Annotated in this window: 12 protein-coding genes, 1 pseudogene and 1 riboswitch; of the genes and pseudogenes, 4 read left to right on the forward strand and 9 right to left on the reverse strand. The window is 75.1% G+C overall.

Annotated features, from left to right (window positions below):
* Positions 1–414 precede the first annotated feature (414 nt).
* A complete protein-coding gene (locus ACPOLA_RS05685; protein WP_435769432.1) occupies positions 415–1,836 on the forward strand; it encodes an HNH endonuclease signature motif containing protein in 1,422 nt (473 codons plus the stop codon).
* 49 nt (positions 1,837–1,885) lie between these two features.
* On the opposite strand, the pseudogene cobBC reads toward ACPOLA_RS05685, so the two are convergent.
* The 9 genes and pseudogenes from cobBC to ACPOLA_RS05730 all read right to left on the reverse strand — a co-directional run bounded on the left by cobBC (position 1,886) and on the right by ACPOLA_RS05730 (position 12,531).
* Positions 1,886–4,253, reverse strand: a pseudogene (gene cobBC / locus ACPOLA_RS05690) (bifunctional hydrogenobyrinic acid a,c-diamide synthase/histidinol phosphate aminotransferase CobBC).
* Positions 4,247–4,861 carry a cob(I)yrinic acid a,c-diamide adenosyltransferase gene (gene cobO / locus ACPOLA_RS05695; protein ID WP_435769435.1) on the reverse strand — a complete coding sequence of 205 codons (615 nt, stop codon included), beginning with the start codon at positions 4,859–4,861 and terminating at the stop codon, positions 4,247–4,249. The pseudogene cobBC and the gene cobO overlap by 7 nt, the downstream one beginning before the upstream one ends.
* Positions 4,861–5,514, reverse strand: coding sequence for a 5,6-dimethylbenzimidazole synthase (gene bluB, locus ACPOLA_RS05700; RefSeq protein WP_435769436.1), 654 nt, complete (start codon positions 5,512–5,514; stop codon positions 4,861–4,863). The genes cobO and bluB overlap by 1 nt, the downstream gene beginning before the upstream one ends.
* Entirely contained in the window at positions 5,511–7,490 is a 1,980-nt protein-coding gene (locus tag ACPOLA_RS05705; protein WP_435769437.1) for a VWA domain-containing protein, read from the reverse strand. The genes bluB and ACPOLA_RS05705 overlap by 4 nt, the downstream gene beginning before the upstream one ends.
* The gene (locus ACPOLA_RS05710; protein WP_435769438.1) at positions 7,487–8,254 is read right to left on the reverse strand and encodes a cobalt-precorrin-4/precorrin-4 C(11)-methyltransferase; all 768 of its coding nucleotides are present in this window, start codon (positions 8,252–8,254) and stop codon (positions 7,487–7,489) included. Before ACPOLA_RS05710 ends, ACPOLA_RS05705 begins: the two co-directional genes overlap by 4 nt.
* Complete coding sequence (gene cbiE, locus ACPOLA_RS05715) at positions 8,251–9,489, reverse strand: precorrin-6y C5,15-methyltransferase (decarboxylating) subunit CbiE (RefSeq protein ID WP_435769439.1); 1,239 nt, start codon at positions 9,487–9,489, stop codon at positions 8,251–8,253. The genes ACPOLA_RS05710 and cbiE overlap by 4 nt, the downstream gene beginning before the upstream one ends.
* Positions 9,486–11,048: a precorrin-3B C(17)-methyltransferase gene (cobJ, locus tag ACPOLA_RS05720; protein ID WP_435769440.1), complete on the reverse strand. Its 1,563-nt coding sequence runs from the start codon at positions 11,046–11,048 to the stop codon at positions 9,486–9,488. The genes cbiE and cobJ overlap by 4 nt, the downstream gene beginning before the upstream one ends.
* Positions 11,045–11,722, reverse strand: coding sequence for a precorrin-8X methylmutase (locus ACPOLA_RS05725; protein ID WP_435769441.1), 678 nt, complete (start codon positions 11,720–11,722; stop codon positions 11,045–11,047). The genes cobJ and ACPOLA_RS05725 overlap by 4 nt, the downstream gene beginning before the upstream one ends.
* Positions 11,719–12,531 (reverse strand): ferredoxin-like domain-containing protein, encoded by an 813-nt coding sequence (locus ACPOLA_RS05730; RefSeq protein WP_435769442.1) that lies wholly within the window; start codon positions 12,529–12,531, stop codon positions 11,719–11,721. The genes ACPOLA_RS05725 and ACPOLA_RS05730 overlap by 4 nt, the downstream gene beginning before the upstream one ends.
* Positions 12,532–12,643: 112 nt before the next feature.
* Positions 12,644–12,846: riboswitch (cobalamin riboswitch) on the reverse strand.
* Between the two features lie 37 nt (positions 12,847–12,883).
* Between ACPOLA_RS05730 and ACPOLA_RS05735 the strand changes: the two genes are divergently transcribed.
* From ACPOLA_RS05735 to ACPOLA_RS05745, 3 genes are read left to right on the forward strand one after another with little or no spacing between them, the layout of a single operon-like run.
* Complete coding sequence (locus ACPOLA_RS05735) at positions 12,884–14,005, forward strand: Nif3-like dinuclear metal center hexameric protein (protein WP_435769443.1); 1,122 nt, start codon at positions 12,884–12,886, stop codon at positions 14,003–14,005.
* A gap of 31 nt (positions 14,006–14,036) precedes the next feature.
* Positions 14,037–14,780, forward strand: a complete 744-nt coding sequence (locus ACPOLA_RS05740; RefSeq protein WP_435769444.1) for a zinc ribbon domain-containing protein — start codon at positions 14,037–14,039, stop codon at positions 14,778–14,780.
* Entirely contained in the window at positions 14,780–15,949 is a 1,170-nt protein-coding gene (locus tag ACPOLA_RS05745) for a bifunctional RNase H/acid phosphatase (RefSeq protein WP_435769445.1), read from the forward strand. The genes ACPOLA_RS05740 and ACPOLA_RS05745 overlap by 1 nt, the downstream gene beginning before the upstream one ends.
* Positions 15,950–15,957: the final 8 nt, after the last annotated feature.

A 15,957-nucleotide genomic window follows, 5' to 3' on the forward strand; every position in this document is an offset into this window, starting at 1 on the left:
TGTCTGACTTCACCACCCCATCGCTGGAGCGGTGTCACAGTAGCGCGACTGTGCCGGACTCCCACCGGCTTCCTCGTGCCTGCGCTGGTCAGCCTAGGGCATGGGGTGGGGTGGGTGACAGAGGCTCTCGGTTCCGACGTCGGGGACGTCGTGGGGCGACTGTCCGCTGGCTGCGGTTTCGAAGCGGTACAGGGGCCGTAAGGGCTTTTACGGCGGGAGGCTTCGCGGTGGGGCTGGGTCGCGTTGCCGGGTCGCCTTCCGTAGGCGATGAGGCGGGTTCCGTAGGTCGCGATCGCTGCTGCGGCTACCCGGTTTGCGCCACTTTCCGTCCACAGCGCTGGATGGGGAATCGCCTGTCCCCAGGCGGGCTTCGAGCTCGGGGTTGTGTCGGTGGCTGGTGCTTGGATGGGTGTCATGGAACACCGGATCGGCACCGACGCGGGAGGGCAGTACGACGGCTGCTCGACCGCGGAGCTGCTCGCCCACGCGGCGAGTGAGGTCCGGTCCCGACGCGCCTCGCTGGTCCGGGAGTGGCAGGTGATCACCGCCTGGGCCGACCAGAACGTCGTGGACTGCGAGGAGGGTGCCGCGACGCTGGTCGAGGGGTATGTGGACACCGGGGTCCCGATCGCGGGTCCGGGTGCGCCGTTGGTGTCGGAGTTCGCGTTGATGGAGCTGGTCGCGACGTTGGAGCGCACCCCCGACGGTGGCCGGGCGTATGTGGGTCGGGTGATCGGGTGTGCGTGGCGGCTCAAGCGGATCTACGCCGCGGTGCTGGCCGGGCGCTGTTTGCCGTGGAAGGCCGAGCGGGTCGCCGAGCTCACCCACGACCTCAGCCTTGAGGCGGCTGCGCACGTCGACCGCAGGCTGGCCCCGCACATTCGGTCGTGTTCGTGGCGGGAGGTCGAGCACCTCATCGACGAAGCCATCACCCTGTACGACCCGGCGGCCGCCGAGCAGCGGCGTGAGGAGTCGTCGGACTCCCGCCGGTTCGACGTCCACCTCGACCATCTCACCGACGGCGTGGTCCACGTCGACGGGGTCCTGGACGCCGCGGACGGTGCCGACCTCGACACCGCCGTCAACCGCCGCGCCGTGCTCCTCGGGAAGCTCGGGCACGACGGGTCACTCGATGTTCGGCGTGCGGTCGCGGTCGGTGACCTGGCCCGCAACGACCTCACCCTCGACCTCGAGACCGTCGACGAGTCCACCGGTGAGGTCACCACCGCATCGCCTGGCCGGCGAGCGGTGCTCAACGTGCACGTCTCCGACACCGCCATCACCGGCGGCACGACCAGCGGTGGCGATGAGCCCGCTGCGCCGGTGGGGCGGTGGGAGGACCAGCAACGCCCGATCACCGTCGCACAGATCAAGGAGTGGCTCGGCAGTTCTGGGACGACGGTGGTCGTCCGTCCGGTGATCGACCTCGCCGGACATGTCCCGGTGGACTCCTACGAGATCCCCGACCGCCACCGCCAACACGTCGAGCTGCGCGACCACCACTGTGCGTTCCCCTGGTGTGGCCGCCGCGCAAGTCGCTGCGACCTCGACCACGCCCGACCCCACAACCGGGGCGGGGTGACGTGTCCGTGCAACCTCGTCCCCGCCTGCCGCGCCCATCATCGGGCGAAGACGTTCTCCACCTGGCGCTACGTCATCGTCCAACCCGGCACCTACCTGTGGATCACACCCAACGGGCGACACTTCCTGGTCGACCACACCGGCACCCGCACCCTCGACCCACCCGTCCACGTCGACCAGACCGTGCACGGGCCGCCGCCCGACCACGACACCCGGCCCTGGCCCATCCAGACCGGCCCACCCTGCCCCGGCTAGGGACCACGCCCCGCACCCCACCGCCAGGTGGGGCCAGCGGCATGCGCGCCTACTCGCCGAGCGCGGCGAGCAGCCGGTCGGTCAGGTCCGGAGGTCGCACCGCGATCCTGATCCATGACGCGTCCAGCCCGGGGAACGTGTCGGCGCGGCGTACGGCGATGCCGGCCCCTCGCAGCCGGTCGTGCACGCCGACGCCCACCCGTGCGAGCACGAAGGACGCGGTCGAGGGCAGGTGGTGGAGCGCGAGGGTGGTGAGGCCGTGCTCGAGGTGCTTGCGCCAGCCGTCGATCTCCTCGGCCCGGCGGCGCGCCTCCTCGGCCGCCGCTGGCGAGGTGCAGGCGACGACGGCGGCGGCGGCCGTCGTACCGACGGACCAGGGGACCTGGCCGCGGGCCATGCCGGCGACGGCGGCGGGGTCGCCGACGACGTAGCCGGCGCGGATGCCGGGGATCCCCCAGTGCTTGGTCAGCGAGCGGATCACCAGCAGCCCGCCGAGCCGCTCACCGGCGAGCGACTCGGCCTCGCCGGGTACACAGTCCATGAACGCCTCGTCCACGACTACCAGCCGGCCGGGGCGGAGCAACGTGCGGACCGCGTCGGCAGGATGCAGCGCGCCGGTCGGGTTGGTGGGGTTGCCGACGACGACCAGGTCCGCGGCTTCCGGCACGCGTGCGGGGTCCAACGTGAACGGCTCCGCCAGCACCACCGCGTCGACGGCGTGGCCCGCCTGCTCCAGCGCGGCGTGCGGCTCGGTGAACTGGGGGTGGACGACGACCGGTCGGCGCCAGTCGCGCAGCCGGGCCACGAGCGTGAACGCCTCGGCGGCCCCCGCGGTGACGAGCACCTCGTGGTGGGGGCGGCCGTGGCGCGCCGCGACGGCAGCGGTGGCGGCATCGGCGGACGGATAGGCGCCGACGTCGTCGAGCGACGCGCGCAGTGCGGCGTCGAGCCACGCCGGACGCGGACCGCTGTGGACGTTGACCGCGAAGTCGAGGTGGCCGGCGGTCGCCTCGCGGTCGCCGTGGTGGCGCAGCGGGTCCGGGTGGCGGTCAGGCACGGCGCGCCCGTCGGTGGACGGCGTCGGTGAACCGTCGCGCGAGCCGGGGGTGCCCGGCCCAGTGCGTGTGGAGGTACGACGCGTGCAGGCTCGCCGACGCGAAGCCGACCGGCACGCCGTCGACCGTCCAGGCCGGCGTGGCACCGGCCCCGGGCAGCACCGCGGTCCGGTGGAACTCGTGCCCGGACACCTGCTCCCCCGCGCGGGTCAGCAGCGTGTCCGCCGGCGACTCCGCGACGGGGTACCGCAGAGTCAGGCGCTCCGTCATCGCGGCGTCGGCGGGCAGCACGCCGGCCATCGGCGCGCCGTCCAGGCTGCGGCACAGGTAGAGCAGGCCGGCGCACTCGGCGACCGTCGGCAGGCCGTCCTCGACCGCAGCCCGGATCTCCGCTCGAAGCGCGGCGTTGCCGGCGAGCTCGGCCGCGTGGACCTCGGGGAACCCGCCGCCGAGGTAGAGGCCTGCCGTGCCGTCGGGCAGCCGGTCGTCGTGCGCGGGGTCGAGCTCGACAACGGTGCAGCCCGCGGCCTCCAGCAGCTCCGCCGTCTCGGCGTAGCGGAAGGTGAACGCGCGGCCGGCCGCGACGGCGACCACCGGACGCTCGGTGACCTCCGTGACACTCGCCGGCTCCGCACCCATCGCGTGCACCGGGTCCCACGGCTCCTCGGCGAGCGGGGGAGCGGCGCGCGCGAGCTGGAGCACGGCGTCGAGGTCCACGTGCTCGGCGACGACCTCGGCGAGCCGGCGCACGACGGCGGCCGACTCGTCCCGCTCGGCGGCCGTCACCAGGCCGAGGTGGCGCGAGGGTGTCGCGATGTCGGCGTCGCGCGGCACCACGCCGAGCACCGGCAGGGAGATCGAGGAGCGCACCTCCTCCGCGTGCCGCGGGGAGCCCGCCTGGTTGAGGATGACGCCGGCGACCTCGATGGTGTCGTCCCAGGTCGCCATGCCGTGCACGACGGCCCCGATCGACCGGGACGAGCGGGAGATGTCGACGACGAGCACGACAGGCGTGCGGGTCAGCGCGGCCACGTGCGCGGTGGAGGAGAAGCCGGCGCCGCCGACCCGTCCGTCGTACAGGCCCATCACGCCCTCCACCACCGCGACGTCGGCGCCGCGCGCGCCGTGCAGCAGCAGCGGCGCCACCCGGGACTCGCCGACCAGGTGCGGGTCGAGGTTGCGACCGGGACGCCCGCAGGCGAGGGCGTGGTAGCCGGGGTCGATGTAGTCGGGGCCGACCTTGTGGCCGCTCACCGTGTGGCCGGCCTGCCGCAGGGCAGCCATCAGCCCGGTCGCGACGGTCGTCTTGCCCTGACCGGTCGCAGGTGCGGCGAGGACGAGCCGGGGGAGCGGGGTCACCACTCGATCCCGCGCTGGCCCTTCTGGCCCACGTCCATCGGGTGCTTGACCTTGCCCATCTCGGTGACCAGGTCGGCGACCTCCACCAGCCGCGGGTCGGCGCGCCGGCCGGTGATCACCACGTGCTGTCGCCCGGGACGGTCGCGCAGCGTGGCGACCACGTCGTCGACGTCCACCCAGCCCCACTGCATCGGATAGGTGAACTCGTCGAGCACCAGGAGGTCGTGGGTCTGGGCGGCGAGCCGGCGCTTGATCTCCTGCCAGCCCTCGGCCGCCTCCGCGGCGTGGTCCTCGACGTTGCCCTCCTTGCGCCGCCACGACCAGCCCGAGCCCATCTTGTGCCACTCGATGGGACCGCCCTCGCCGGTCTCCTCGTGCAGCCGCGCGAGGCGCTCGAGCACGTTCTGCTCGCCGATGCGCCACTTCGCGGACTTCACGAACTGGAAGACGCCGATCCGCCAGCCGGCGTTCCAGCCGCGCAGCGCCAGCCCGAAGGCGGCCGTCGACTTCCCCTTGCCGTCGCCGGTGTGCACCATCAGCAGCGGGCGCTGCCGGCGCTGGCGGGTGGTGAGCCCGTCGTCGGGTACGACGAGCGGCTTGCCCTCGGGCATCAGGCCTCCCTCTCGTGGCGTTGCTCGCGGCGCTGCCAGGTGTCGTGGTGGATCGCGTCCTCGAGCGGACGGCGCGAGCGCCAGCCGTGCCGCTCGAGGTCCGGGACCTGCTCGAGGTGGCTGACGGTGCCGACGCAGAGCCACGCCACCGGTCGGACGTGGGCGGGGATGCCGAGCAGGTCGCGCAGGAAGGGCTCGCGATAGAAGGAGACCCAGCCGACGCCGAGTCCCTCCGCGGTCGCGGCGAGCCACAGGTTCTGGATGGCGAGGACGGTGGAGTAGAGCCCGGCGTCCGCGATGGCGTGCCGGCCGAGCACGTGCGGCCCGCCGCGGCTCTGGTCGTGGGTCACCACGATCCCCAGCGAGGCCTCGCGGATCCCCTCCACCTTGATCCGGTCGAAGGTCGTCCGGCGGTCAGCCGGCAGCTCCGCGGCGAACGTCTCGCGCTCCTCGGCGACGTGCGAGCGGAACCGCTCCCGGAGTCCGGGGTCACGCACGACCACGAAGTCCCACGGCTGGCTCATCCCGACGCTCGGCGCCCGGTGCGCGGCCCCCAGCACCCGCAGCAGCACGTCGTCTGCGACCGGCTCGCCGGTGAACTCCGCCCGCACGTCCCGCCGGCGGGCGATCACGTCGTACAGCGCGGCGGTCATGCCGCGCGGCCCCGCGCCGCGTCCACCAGCGCCTCGGCGCTGACCTCGCCGATCGGCACGTGCTCGGCGCCGAGGTGCTCCGCGAGGGTGCGGGCGAGCCCCATCCGCATCGGGCCGGTCTCGCAGTCGACCACCACGCTCGTCACCCCCGCGGCGGCCAGCCCCGCAGCGGCCTCACGCGAGCGTCGTACGGCGTCCGGTCCGGCCGTCGCGCGGCCGTCGGTCACGACCACCAGGAGCGGCCGGCGGTGCGGGTCGCGGGTGCGCTCGACGCAGAGCAGCTGCGCCGCCTGGACCAGGCCCTCGGCGAGCGGGGTGCGACCGCCGGCGGGCAGCTCCGCGAGCCGGGTGGCGGCGGCGTCGACCGAGTGCGTCGGCGGGAGCGCGACCTCGGCGCCGGTCGCCCGGAAGGTGACCAGCCCGACCTTGTCGCGGCGCTGGTAGGCGTCGAGCAGCAGGCTCAGCACGGCGGTCTTGACCTGCTCCATCCGGCGACGCGCCGCCATCGACCCGGACGCGTCGACACAGAACAGCACGAGGTTGGACTCCCGCCCCTCCCGCACGGCGACCCGGAGGTCGTCCGGCTGCAGCACCAGGGGGCCGGCCGTCCGCCCGCGGGCGTGCTGGTGGGGTACGGCGGCCCGCAGCGTCTCGACCAGGTGGATCGCGCCGCCGCGGACCGTGGGGACGGTGGCGCCGATCCGCCGCCCGTTGCTCGTCCGGGCCCGGCTCCGGCGGCCCGCCGTACCGCTGCCGACGCCGCGCACCGCCAGCAGCCGAGCGCGGTAGGGCTCGGCGGCCGACGCGGTGGAGGTCGTGGTGCTTCCGTCCTGGCCGGCCGGGGGCGCCGCCGGCGGGCCGGGCTCCGCCGGTCCCGTGTCCTCGGCACCCGTGTCCTCGGCACCCGTGTCCCCGGCACCGGTGTCGTCGGCGCCGCCCGGACCATCCGGCTGCGGGCCGTCCGGCTCGGGGCCGTCCGGCTCTGGGCCGTCCGGATCCGGGCCGTCCGGATCCGGGCCGTCGAGCGGCGGCTCGTCCTCGCCGAGCACCTGGTCCAGCACGTCCTCGTCCAGCCCGGGCGCGTCGAACGGCTTGCGCCGCCGGCGGTGGGGCAGCGCGAGCGTCGCGGCGACCCGGATGTCCTCCCGCGTGACGACGTCGCGGCCGCACCAGGCGGCGTGTGCGACGGCGGTGCGGGCGGTGACGATGTCCGCGCGCAGCCCGTCGACGTCGAAGGCCGCACACACCTCCGCGATCTTCAGCAGTGCCGGGTCCGAGAGGCGTACGACGGGCACCAGCCGCTGCGCGCGGGCGATCCGCTCGCGCAGCGCCTGCTCCGCCGCGGCGCACCCGGCGGCGAACGACGCGGGGTCGGCGTCGTAGGCCATCCGGCGGCGGACCACCTCCGCCCGGACGGCGGGGTCGCGTGGCGCCGCGACCTCGACGGTGAGGCCGAACCGGTCGAGCAGCTGCGGACGCAGCTCGCCCTCCTCGGGGTTCATCGTCCCGACCAGCACGAACCGCGCCTCGTGGGTCATCGACACGCCGTCGCGCTCGACGGTGGCCCGGCCCATCGCCGCGGCGTCGAGCAGCAGGTCCACCAGGTGGTCGTGGAGCAGGTTGACCTCGTCGACGTAGAGGATGCCGCGGTGGGCCTTGGCGAGCAGGCCCGGCTCGTACTCCGCCTTGCCCTCGGCCAGGGCGCTCTCGATGTTGATCGAGCCGGTCACCCGGTCCTCGGTCGCCCCGATGGGCAGCTCCACCAGCGGCACCGGCGCGCCGTCGACCGGCGGCAGCACCGCGGCGAGGCCGCGGACGATCGTCGACTTCGCCGTGCCCTTCTCCCCGCGGACCAGCACCCCGCCCACCTCGGGCGCGATGGTGGTGAGGACGAGGGCCAGCGGCATCGGGTCCAGGCCCTCGGGTCCGTCGACGTCTGCGCCGACGACGGCGGTGAAGGGATAGTGCTCGGTCATGGACGACCCTTCTGCTCGATGCGTGCGGTGGAGTAGAGCCACGACTCGCCGCCGTCGGGCCGCTCGGCGAGCGCCGGCCCGACGAGGATGACGGCCGCCTGCCGCAGCCCGGCCGCCTCGACGAGGTCGGCGACGGGCCGGGCGCCGGCGACGGTGCCGCGCAGCACCACCTCCTCCGGCTGGCTCGCCCGGGCGACCACGGCCACCGGGCAGTCGGGGCCGTAGAACGGCTCCAGCCGGGTCATCAGCTCACGCGTGCGCGTGATCGCGAGGTGCAGCACGAGGGTGGCGCCGGTGGCGGCGAAGGCGGCGAGCGACTCGCCGTCGGGCATCGCGGTCGAGCGGGCCTGCGCGCGGGTGAGCACGACCGACTGCGCGACCAGGGGCACGGTCAGCTCCTTGCCGACGATGGCGGCGGCCGCCGCGTAGGCGGGCACCCCCGGCGTGACCGCCCACGGCACGCCCACGGCGTCGAGCCGGCGGGTCTGCTCGTGGAGCGCGGAGTAGAGCGACGGGTCACCCGACGTGAGGCGGACGACGTCGTGGCCGGCGGCGTGGGCGTCGACCAGCTCGGCGGTGATCCGGTCGAGGTGGAGGTCCTGGGTGTCCACGAGCCGGGCGTCGGGCCGGCAGTGACCCAGGACCTCGCGGTCGACGTACGTGCCCGGGTAGAGCACGACGCCCGCCGCGCCCAGCAGGCGCGCGGCCCGGAGCGTGATCAGGTCGGCCGCGCCGGGGCCGGCGCCGACGAAGTGGACGGTCATGCCACCACCGAGCTTCCGGCCGGCTTGCGCCACGCCCACTGGGTGACGGCCCGGGACGGCGTCCAGCCGGTGAACCGGCCGCCGATCGGTGCGACGTGCTCGACCGACAGCCGGGTGAGCTCGCCGCCGTGCTCGGCGTACGCCGCCAGGAGCACCTGCTCGGTCTCCAGGGTCACGGCGTGGGCGACGAGCCGGCCGCCGGGACGCAGCGCCTCGCGGCAGCGGTCGAGCAGGCCGGGCGCGGTGGCGCCGCCTCCGACGAACACGGCGTCCGGCCGCGGCAGGTCGCGCAGCACCTCGGGCGCTCGACCCTCCACGACGTGCAGGCGGGGCACGCCCAGTGCCGCGGCGTTGCGGGTGATCCGTTCCGCACGGCCGGCGTCGGACTCGACCGCCACCGCCTCCGTGCGCGGGTGGGTGCGGAGCCACTCGATGCCGATGGAGCCGGCTCCGGCGCCGACGTCCCACAGTAGCGCCCCCGGACGCGGCTCCAGCCGGGCCAGTGCGCTGGCCCGGACATCGCGCTTGGTGAGCTGGCCGTCGTGCTCGAACCGGTCGTCGCGCAGGCCGGTCGCCCAGCTGCTGGCCTCCTCGGTGGGAGCCGCCACCTCGAGGGCGAGGACGTGCAGTCGCGGGAGCGGTCCGGACCACCGCGCACGCTCGCTGCTCGTGCCGACGTGCCGGGACTCCTCGGCTGCGCCGAGGTCGCCGAGGACGGTCATCGCGGTGCCGGCGAACCCGTCGGCCTCCAGCAGCCCGGCCACCGCCGCGGGGGTGGTCTCGTCGGCCGACAGCACCAGGACCCGCTGGCCCGCGGCCAGCTCCCGGCGCAGCGCGGCGACGTCGCGACCGACCAGCGAGATCACGGTCGACTCCTCGGCCGACCAGCCCATCCGGGCGCGGGCGAGGGCCACCGAGGAGACCGCCGGTACGACGGTGACCGCCTCGCGGCCGAGCAGCCGGACCAGGGTGGTGCCGATGCCGGAGACCAGCGGGTCGCCCGAGGCCAGCGCCACCACCCGGCGGCCCGCACACTCGCCGAGCAGCTCGGGCAGGCCGTCGAGCGGCCGCGGCCAGGGTCGTCGTACCTGACCTGCCACGGGGGGCACCAGGTCCAGGTGCCGCTCGCCTCCGAGCAGCACCTCGGCCCTGAGCACGTGCTCCCGCGCGGCCGGCGCCAACCCGGGCCAGCCGTCGGCGCCGATGCCGACGACCACCACCGGTGTCGTCGTCACTGCACCCACCGGGGCGTCCAGACGCTGCCGCCGGGCTCCACCCGGGTCGCGGACGCGCCGATGATCAGCAGGCACTTCATGTCGACCCGGTCGGTGTCGAGCGCGCCGAGCGTGGTGACCGTCAGCGACTCCTCGGCGCGGCCGACGTCGCGTCCGACGACGACGACGGTGTCGGGGGAGCGGTGCTCGAGCAGGATCTTCTGCGCGTCGACCACCTGGTCGCGACGCGACCGCGACGCGGGGTTGTAGATGCCCAGGACCAGGTCGGCCTCGGCGATCGCCCGCAGCCGCCGCTCCACCACCGACCACGGCTTGAGCCGGTCGGAGAGGCTGACCACGGCGAAGTCCGCCCCGATGGGGGCGCCGGCCCGGGCCGCGACCGCCTGCACCGCGCTGACCCCCGGCAGCACCCGGATCGGCACCCGGGCGTGCTCGGGCCGCGCTGGGTCCGCCGCGGCCTCGTAGACGGCGGCCGCCATCCCGAAGACGCCGGCGTCACCGCCGGAGACCACGGCGACGCGCTCACCGGAGAGGGCCAGGTCCAGGGCGAGCCGGGCGCGGTCGAGCTCGACGGTGTTGCCCGACGCGTGCCGCTGGAGCCCGGCGCGCTGCGGGACCCGGTTGACGTACGGCGCGTAGCCGACGACGTGGTCGACCTCCGCGAGCGCGGTGGACGCCTCGGGGGTGAGCCAGGCGTCCGGTCCGGGACCGAGGCCGACGACGAGGAGCTCGGCGGGGCCGGGTGACCGGCTCTGTGTGGGCTCCACGGCGGGTGAGGACGACGGCGTGGCCGTGCGGAGGCGGGCGGCGTCGGGCCGCTTGGCGGTGTCGCCCGGGACGACGATGAGCGAGAAGTAGGGGACCGAGTCGGCGTCGACGTCGGCCACGGGCAGCCAGCGCTCGTCGGCCTGCGACGCCCGCTCGACGTACCAGGCGTCCTGGAGGCGGCCGGCCTGGGCGAGCGCGGAGCGGACGGCGGGGAAGGTGCGGCCGAGCTTCATGATCACCGCGCCGTCGGTGTCGGCCAGGCGCCGGGCGAGCTCCGCCTCCGGCAGGGTCCCGGTGAGCACGGTGAGCACGTCGGTCTGCCGCACGAGGGGCAGGGAGAGAGCGGCGGTCGCGGCGCTGAACGCGGGGACCCCGGGCACCACCTCGGTCTCGAACCGCTCGCGGAACCGGTCGAGGAGGTACATGGAGGACCCGTAGAACAGCGGGTCGCCCTCGGCGAGGAGCACGACGTCGCGGCCGGCGTCCAGGTGCGCCGCCAGCCGGCCCTCGCACTCCTCGTAGAAGTCGGCGAGCGCGCCGACGTAGCCGCCGGGGTGGTCGGTCGCTCCGGTCGTGACCGGGTAGCGGAGCTCCTCCTCGACCGCCGCGGCCGGGATCAGGTCGGCTGCGATGCGCCGGGCGTGGGACTGCTTGCGGACGCCGGCGTGGTAGGCGACGACCTCGGCCGCGCCGATCAGGCGCTCGGCCTTGCGGGTGATCAGCTCGGGGTCGCCGGGACCGATGCCCACCACCCGGAAACGCCCGGTGCGACGGAGGCTCTCGCTGCTCATTCGGCCTCCTGGGCGAGTGCGTTGACGGCGGAGGAGACGATCGCGGAGCCACCGCGCCGACCGCGGACCGTCAGGAACGGCACGTCGATGCCGTGCTCGTCGGCGAAGGCTGCGAGTGCCTCCTTGGACTCGGCGGCCCCGATGAACCCGACCGGGCAGCCGACGATCGCCGCCGGGCGCGGAGCACCGGCGAGGAGCATCTCGAGCAGGTGGAACAGCGCGGTGGGCGCGTTGCCGATGGCGACCACAGCGCCGTCGAGATGCGGCTCCCACAGCGACACGGCCGCCGCCGACCGGGTGGTGCCCCAGTCGCGGGCGAGCGCGGGGGTCCGGTCGTCGGTCAGGAAGCAGCGGACCTCGTTGTCCGCGGGCAGCCGGGCGGCCGTGATGCCCATGGCCACCATCCGGGCGTCGCAGAGGATCGGTGCGCCGGAGGACAGGGCGTCGCGCGCGGCGGACACCAGGCGCGGGTGGATCACGATGTCGTCGACCAGGTCGGTCTGGCCGCTGCCGTGCACCATCCGTACGGCGACCTTCTCGGCGTCGGCGGGCACCCGGCTGAGGTCCGCCTCCCGGCGGATGGTGGCGAACGAGTCGACGTAGATCGCCGGCCCGTCGGCGATGTAGTCGAAGCGGCGCGGTGGCCGGGTCGGGTCCTGGAGCCGCTCGGTCACCGGACCACCTTCCTCTCCTCGGGCACCAGCACGCCGTGCCACGGCGTGACCACCACCTCGGGTGCGCGCGACGCCCAGTGCGCCGCGAGTGCCGCGTCGATGCCGCCGTCGCCGACGGCCACGTGCTCCCCGCCGGCCACGGGGCCGTGCGGGAGCGCCGGGGTGGAGACCTCCGCCGCGGGCGCGGCGCGCGTCACCGGGGTCAGCGGCTCCGCGAGCTCGTCGACGTGCCACGGTGCGCCCGGACCGTCGCCGCGGACCGCGAGGAAGCGGCGCGCCAGGCCGGCCAGCGCCTCCGCGGCGGCGGCGAGGGGGACGACCGGCCCGTGCCCAGCACCGATCACCAGCTGGGCGGCGTGGCGGTCGAGCGCGACCAGGCCGAGGTCGCGGTGCCGGTCGGCGAGGTCGCCGCGCCCGTCGTCGAGGGTGAAGAGGAACCGGCCCGGCAGGCCGGCGAGCTCGTCGTCGGCCAGCAGCAGCCGGTCGAGCTCGCCGACCACCGGACGCAGGTCCGCACGGCCGCCGGCGATCCCGGTCTGCGGGGAGCAGAGCACGTTGCGGGCACGGTCGTGGGACCGGGACGGCAGCACGCCGGTCGCCTCCACCGCGGCCAGGGCCGGCTGGGCGAGCCGGTCGGCGTCCAGAGGCATGCCGCGCAGCTGGAGGTTGGCGCGGCCGGTGACCCGCACCCGCCCGTCGCCGTACCGCTCGGCGACGGCGACCAGCGCCTGGAGGGAGCCGGTGGCGATCCGGCCGCCGGGCAGCCGCACCCGCACCAGGCCACCGTCGTCGGCGGGCCAGGGGTGCACGACACCGGGGCACCGGTCGGGTCGGTTCCGGGCGGCGCGAACGCCGGATGCCGGGGTCATCGCTGTCCTTCGAGGTCGGGGCTCGGCGCGTTGCCCTCTCTTGACCTCACGGCGGGTGCCGCAAGGGCCAGCAGGTCTTCGGACTCGGGATCATCCGGTGCGGAGCGCCTTCCCAGGTCCCGCGGGCGGGACCCAGTGACTGCATCGATCGCGTTGCTCCGCCCGTCACCCACACCGCTGCGCGTCAGTCCCGGATTCGCACCGGGTTCCCTGACCACCAACTTCTGGAGGTCGACTGGCGCGGGCAGCGTACCAAGCGGGGCCGGGACCGGGCACCAGTAGCCTGACGGCCATGCCGGCCCTCAAGGACGTCCTCGACCTGATCCACGCCTGGTACCCACCGGAGACCGCCGAGGACTGGGACGCCGTCGGCCTCGTGCACGGCGACCCGGAGCAGCAGGTGCGCAAGGTGCTCCTCGCCGTCGACCCCGCCCCGGCGGTCGCCGCGGAGGCGGCCGACTGGAAGGCCGACCTGCTGCTGGTGCACCACCCCCTCTTCCTCAAGCCCGTGCACGGCTTCCCCGCGACCACGCCGAAGGGCCGGACGCTGGCCACGCTCGCCGGGTCGGGGTGCGCCCTGCTGACCGCCCACACCAACGCCGACGCCGCCACCGGCGGGGTCTCGGAGGCGCTGGCGCAGGCGCTGGGGCTCATCGACCTCGCGCCGATCATCCCGGCGGCGGGGGAGGCGGTCGACAAGCTCACCGTCTTCGTCCCTCGCGACGCGGCCGCGCCCGTGCGGGCCGCGATGGCCGAAGCCGGCGCGGGCCGGATCGGCGACTACGACTTCGCGTCGTTCACCAGCGCGCCCGGCGAGGGACGGTTCCGCCCCCTCGACGGCGCCAACCCGATGATCGGCACCGTGGGGGAGCTGGAGACCGTGGAGGAGGTGCGGGTCGAGGTCGTGCTCGCGCGCCACCTGCGGGGCCCGGTGGTGCGCGCGATGCTCGCCGCGCATCCCTACGAGGAGCCGGCCTACGACGTCGTGGAGCTCGCGGACCCCGGCGTGCTCACCACCGGCACGGGCCGGGTCGGTGCCGTCGCCCCGGCGACGCTGAGGGAGTTCGCCGAGAACGTGGCGGCCGTCCTGCCGACGACCGCGCACGGCGTCCGGGTGGCGGGCGACCCCGACCGGATGGTCAAGCGGGTGGCCGTGTGCGGAGGCGCCGGCGACTTCCTCCTCGACCGGGTGGCCGGCCTGGACGTCGACGCCTACCTGACCAGCGACCTGCGCCACCACCCGGCGGCGGAGTTCGTCGAGAGGGGCGGTCCGGCCCTGGTCGACGTCGCACACTGGGCCGCGGAGTGGACCTGGCTCCCCGTCGTCGAGCAGCGCCTGAAGCAGGCCCTGGGTGACGCCGTGGAGACCCGGGTGAGCACGACTCCGACGGACCCCTGGACAATGACCCTGTGAAGGCACCGGTGGCAGAACGCGTGGAGACCCGATGAAGGCCGACCCCGCGGCGCAGCTGCGGCTGCTGGACCTGCAGGCGCTCGACGCCCAGGTCGACCACCTGCGCCACCAGCGGGCCAACCCGCCCGAGGCCGCGGAGATCGCCGAGCTGCTCGGCAGGCGCGCCGACGTGGACGGACGGCTCCGCGACCAGCGGATCGTCGTCGACGACCTCGCCGCGGCGCAGGCGAAGGCGGACGCCGACGTCGAGCAGGTGAAGGCGCGGCGCAAGCGCGACCAGGACCGGATGGACTCCGGTGCGATCGCCAACCCCAAGGACCTCGAGCGGATGCAGCACGAGCTGCAGACCCTCGAGCGCCGGATCTCGGCCCTGGAGGACGAGGAGCTCGAGGTGATGGAGCAGCTGGAGGAGGCGCAGTCCGCCCTGGCCGAGCTGACCACCGCCCTCGACCAGATCGACTCCCGGCTCGGCGAGCTGACCGGCGCCCGCGACGAGAAGGTCGGTGCCCTGGACGCGGAGGCAGCCTCGGTCTCCGCCGGGCGCGGCGCACTGGTCGCCGACCTCCCTGACGACCTGCTCGCCCTCTACGAGCGGCTGCGCGCCAGCAAGGGCGGGGTCGGCGCGGCCGAGCTGCGGGCCCGCCAGTGCGGCGGCTGCCGGCTCAGCCTCGACCCCGCCGAGATCGCGCGGATCCGGACCCTCCCCGAGGACGAGGTCGTCCGCTGCGAGGAGTGCCAGCGGATCCTGGTGCGGACGTCGGAGAGCGGCCTCTAGTGGCGCAGCCGGGTCGTCGTACGGTCCTCGTCGAGGCCGACGGCGGGTCGCGCGGCAACCCGGGACCGGCTGCCTACGGCGCGGTCCTCAAGGACGCCGCCACGGGCGAGGTGATCGCCGAGGACGGCTCGACGATCGGCGTCGCCTCCAACAACGTCGCGGAGTACTCCGGCCTGATCGCCGGCCTCAAGCTGGCCACCGAGCACGCCCCCGGCGCGACCGTCGAGGTGCGGATGGACTCCAAGCTCGTGGTGGAGCAGATGAGCGGGCGGTGGCGGATCAAGCACCCGTCGATGGTGCCCCTGGCGGAGGAGGCCCGGCGGCTGGCGCCGGAGGGCACGACCTACACCTGGGTCCCGCGGGCACAGAACGCCCACGCCGACCGGCTCGCCAACGAGGCCCTCGACGGCACGCGCAGCGGCGTCAGCCTGCCCGGCGACGGGCTGCCCGACGAGCCCGAGTCGCTGGTCGAGGAGGCGGAGAGCCCGTCGGCCCGGCCCGGCGCGCCGACCACGGTGGTGCTGGTCCGCCACGGCGTCACCGCCCACACCTCGGCACGGCGGTTCTCCGGGGGACTGGGCGGCGACAACCCCGGCCTCTCGGACGAGGGCCGGGCACAGATCGCGGAGGCCGCCGCCTGGCTGCGTGAGCTCCGGGACCGCATCGACGCCGTCGTCTGCTCGCCCGTACGACGCACCCGCGAGTCGGCCGAGGTCATCGCCGCCGAGCTGGGGCTGCCGCTGGAGGAGGAGCCGGGCTTCGCCGAGATGGAGTTCGGCGACTGGGACGGGCTGACCTTCGCCGAGGTCGCGGAGCGCGACCAGGCCGGCCTCGACGCCTGGTTCGCCGACCTCGCCACCGCTCCGCCCGGCGGCGAGTCGTTCCTCGCGGTGCAGGAGCGGGTGCTCGCCGGGCTCGACCGTCTGCTCGCCACCCACCCGGGGCGCACCGTGGTGGTCGTGAGCCACGTGACGCCGATCAAGACCCTGGTCGCGCACGCCGTCGCGGCGCCGCTCGACGCGCTGTTCCGGATGGAGCTGGCGCCGGCGTCGCTCTCGGTCGTCTCGTTCCACCCCGACGTGGCCACCGGAGGCTGGAAGGGCTCGCTCCGGCTCTACAACACGCTGGCCCCGGGCCGCAGGACCCTGCTCGACACCGGCCGCTGGTGAGGCCGCGG

It is taken from the genome of Nocardioides proteolyticus (assembly GCF_051280635.3).
Classification (GTDB): Bacteria; Actinomycetota; Actinomycetes; order Propionibacteriales; family Nocardioidaceae; genus Nocardioides.

What these genes read in the sequence shown, in the direction of transcription:
- ACPOLA_RS05685 (WP_435769432.1), top strand. Translation starts at nt 415, where the DNA reads ATGGAACACCGGATCGGCACCGACGCGGGAGGGCAGTACGACGGCTGC.
- cobO (WP_435769435.1), bottom strand. Translation starts at nt 4,861, where the DNA reads ATGCCCGAGGGCAAGCCGCTCGTCGTACCCGACGACGGGCTCACCACC.
- bluB (WP_435769436.1), bottom strand. Translation starts at nt 5,514, where the DNA reads ATGACCGCCGCGCTGTACGACGTGATCGCCCGCCGGCGGGACGTGCGG.
- ACPOLA_RS05705 (WP_435769437.1), bottom strand. Translation starts at nt 7,490, where the DNA reads ATGACCGAGCACTATCCCTTCACCGCCGTCGTCGGCGCAGACGTCGAC.
- ACPOLA_RS05710 (WP_435769438.1), bottom strand. Translation starts at nt 8,254, where the DNA reads ATGACCGTCCACTTCGTCGGCGCCGGCCCCGGCGCGGCCGACCTGATC.
- cobJ (WP_435769440.1), bottom strand. Translation starts at nt 11,048, where the DNA reads ATGAGCAGCGAGAGCCTCCGTCGCACCGGGCGTTTCCGGGTGGTGGGC.
- ACPOLA_RS05735 (WP_435769443.1), top strand. Translation starts at nt 12,884, where the DNA reads ATGCCGGCCCTCAAGGACGTCCTCGACCTGATCCACGCCTGGTACCCA.
- ACPOLA_RS05740 (WP_435769444.1), top strand. Translation starts at nt 14,037, where the DNA reads ATGAAGGCCGACCCCGCGGCGCAGCTGCGGCTGCTGGACCTGCAGGCG.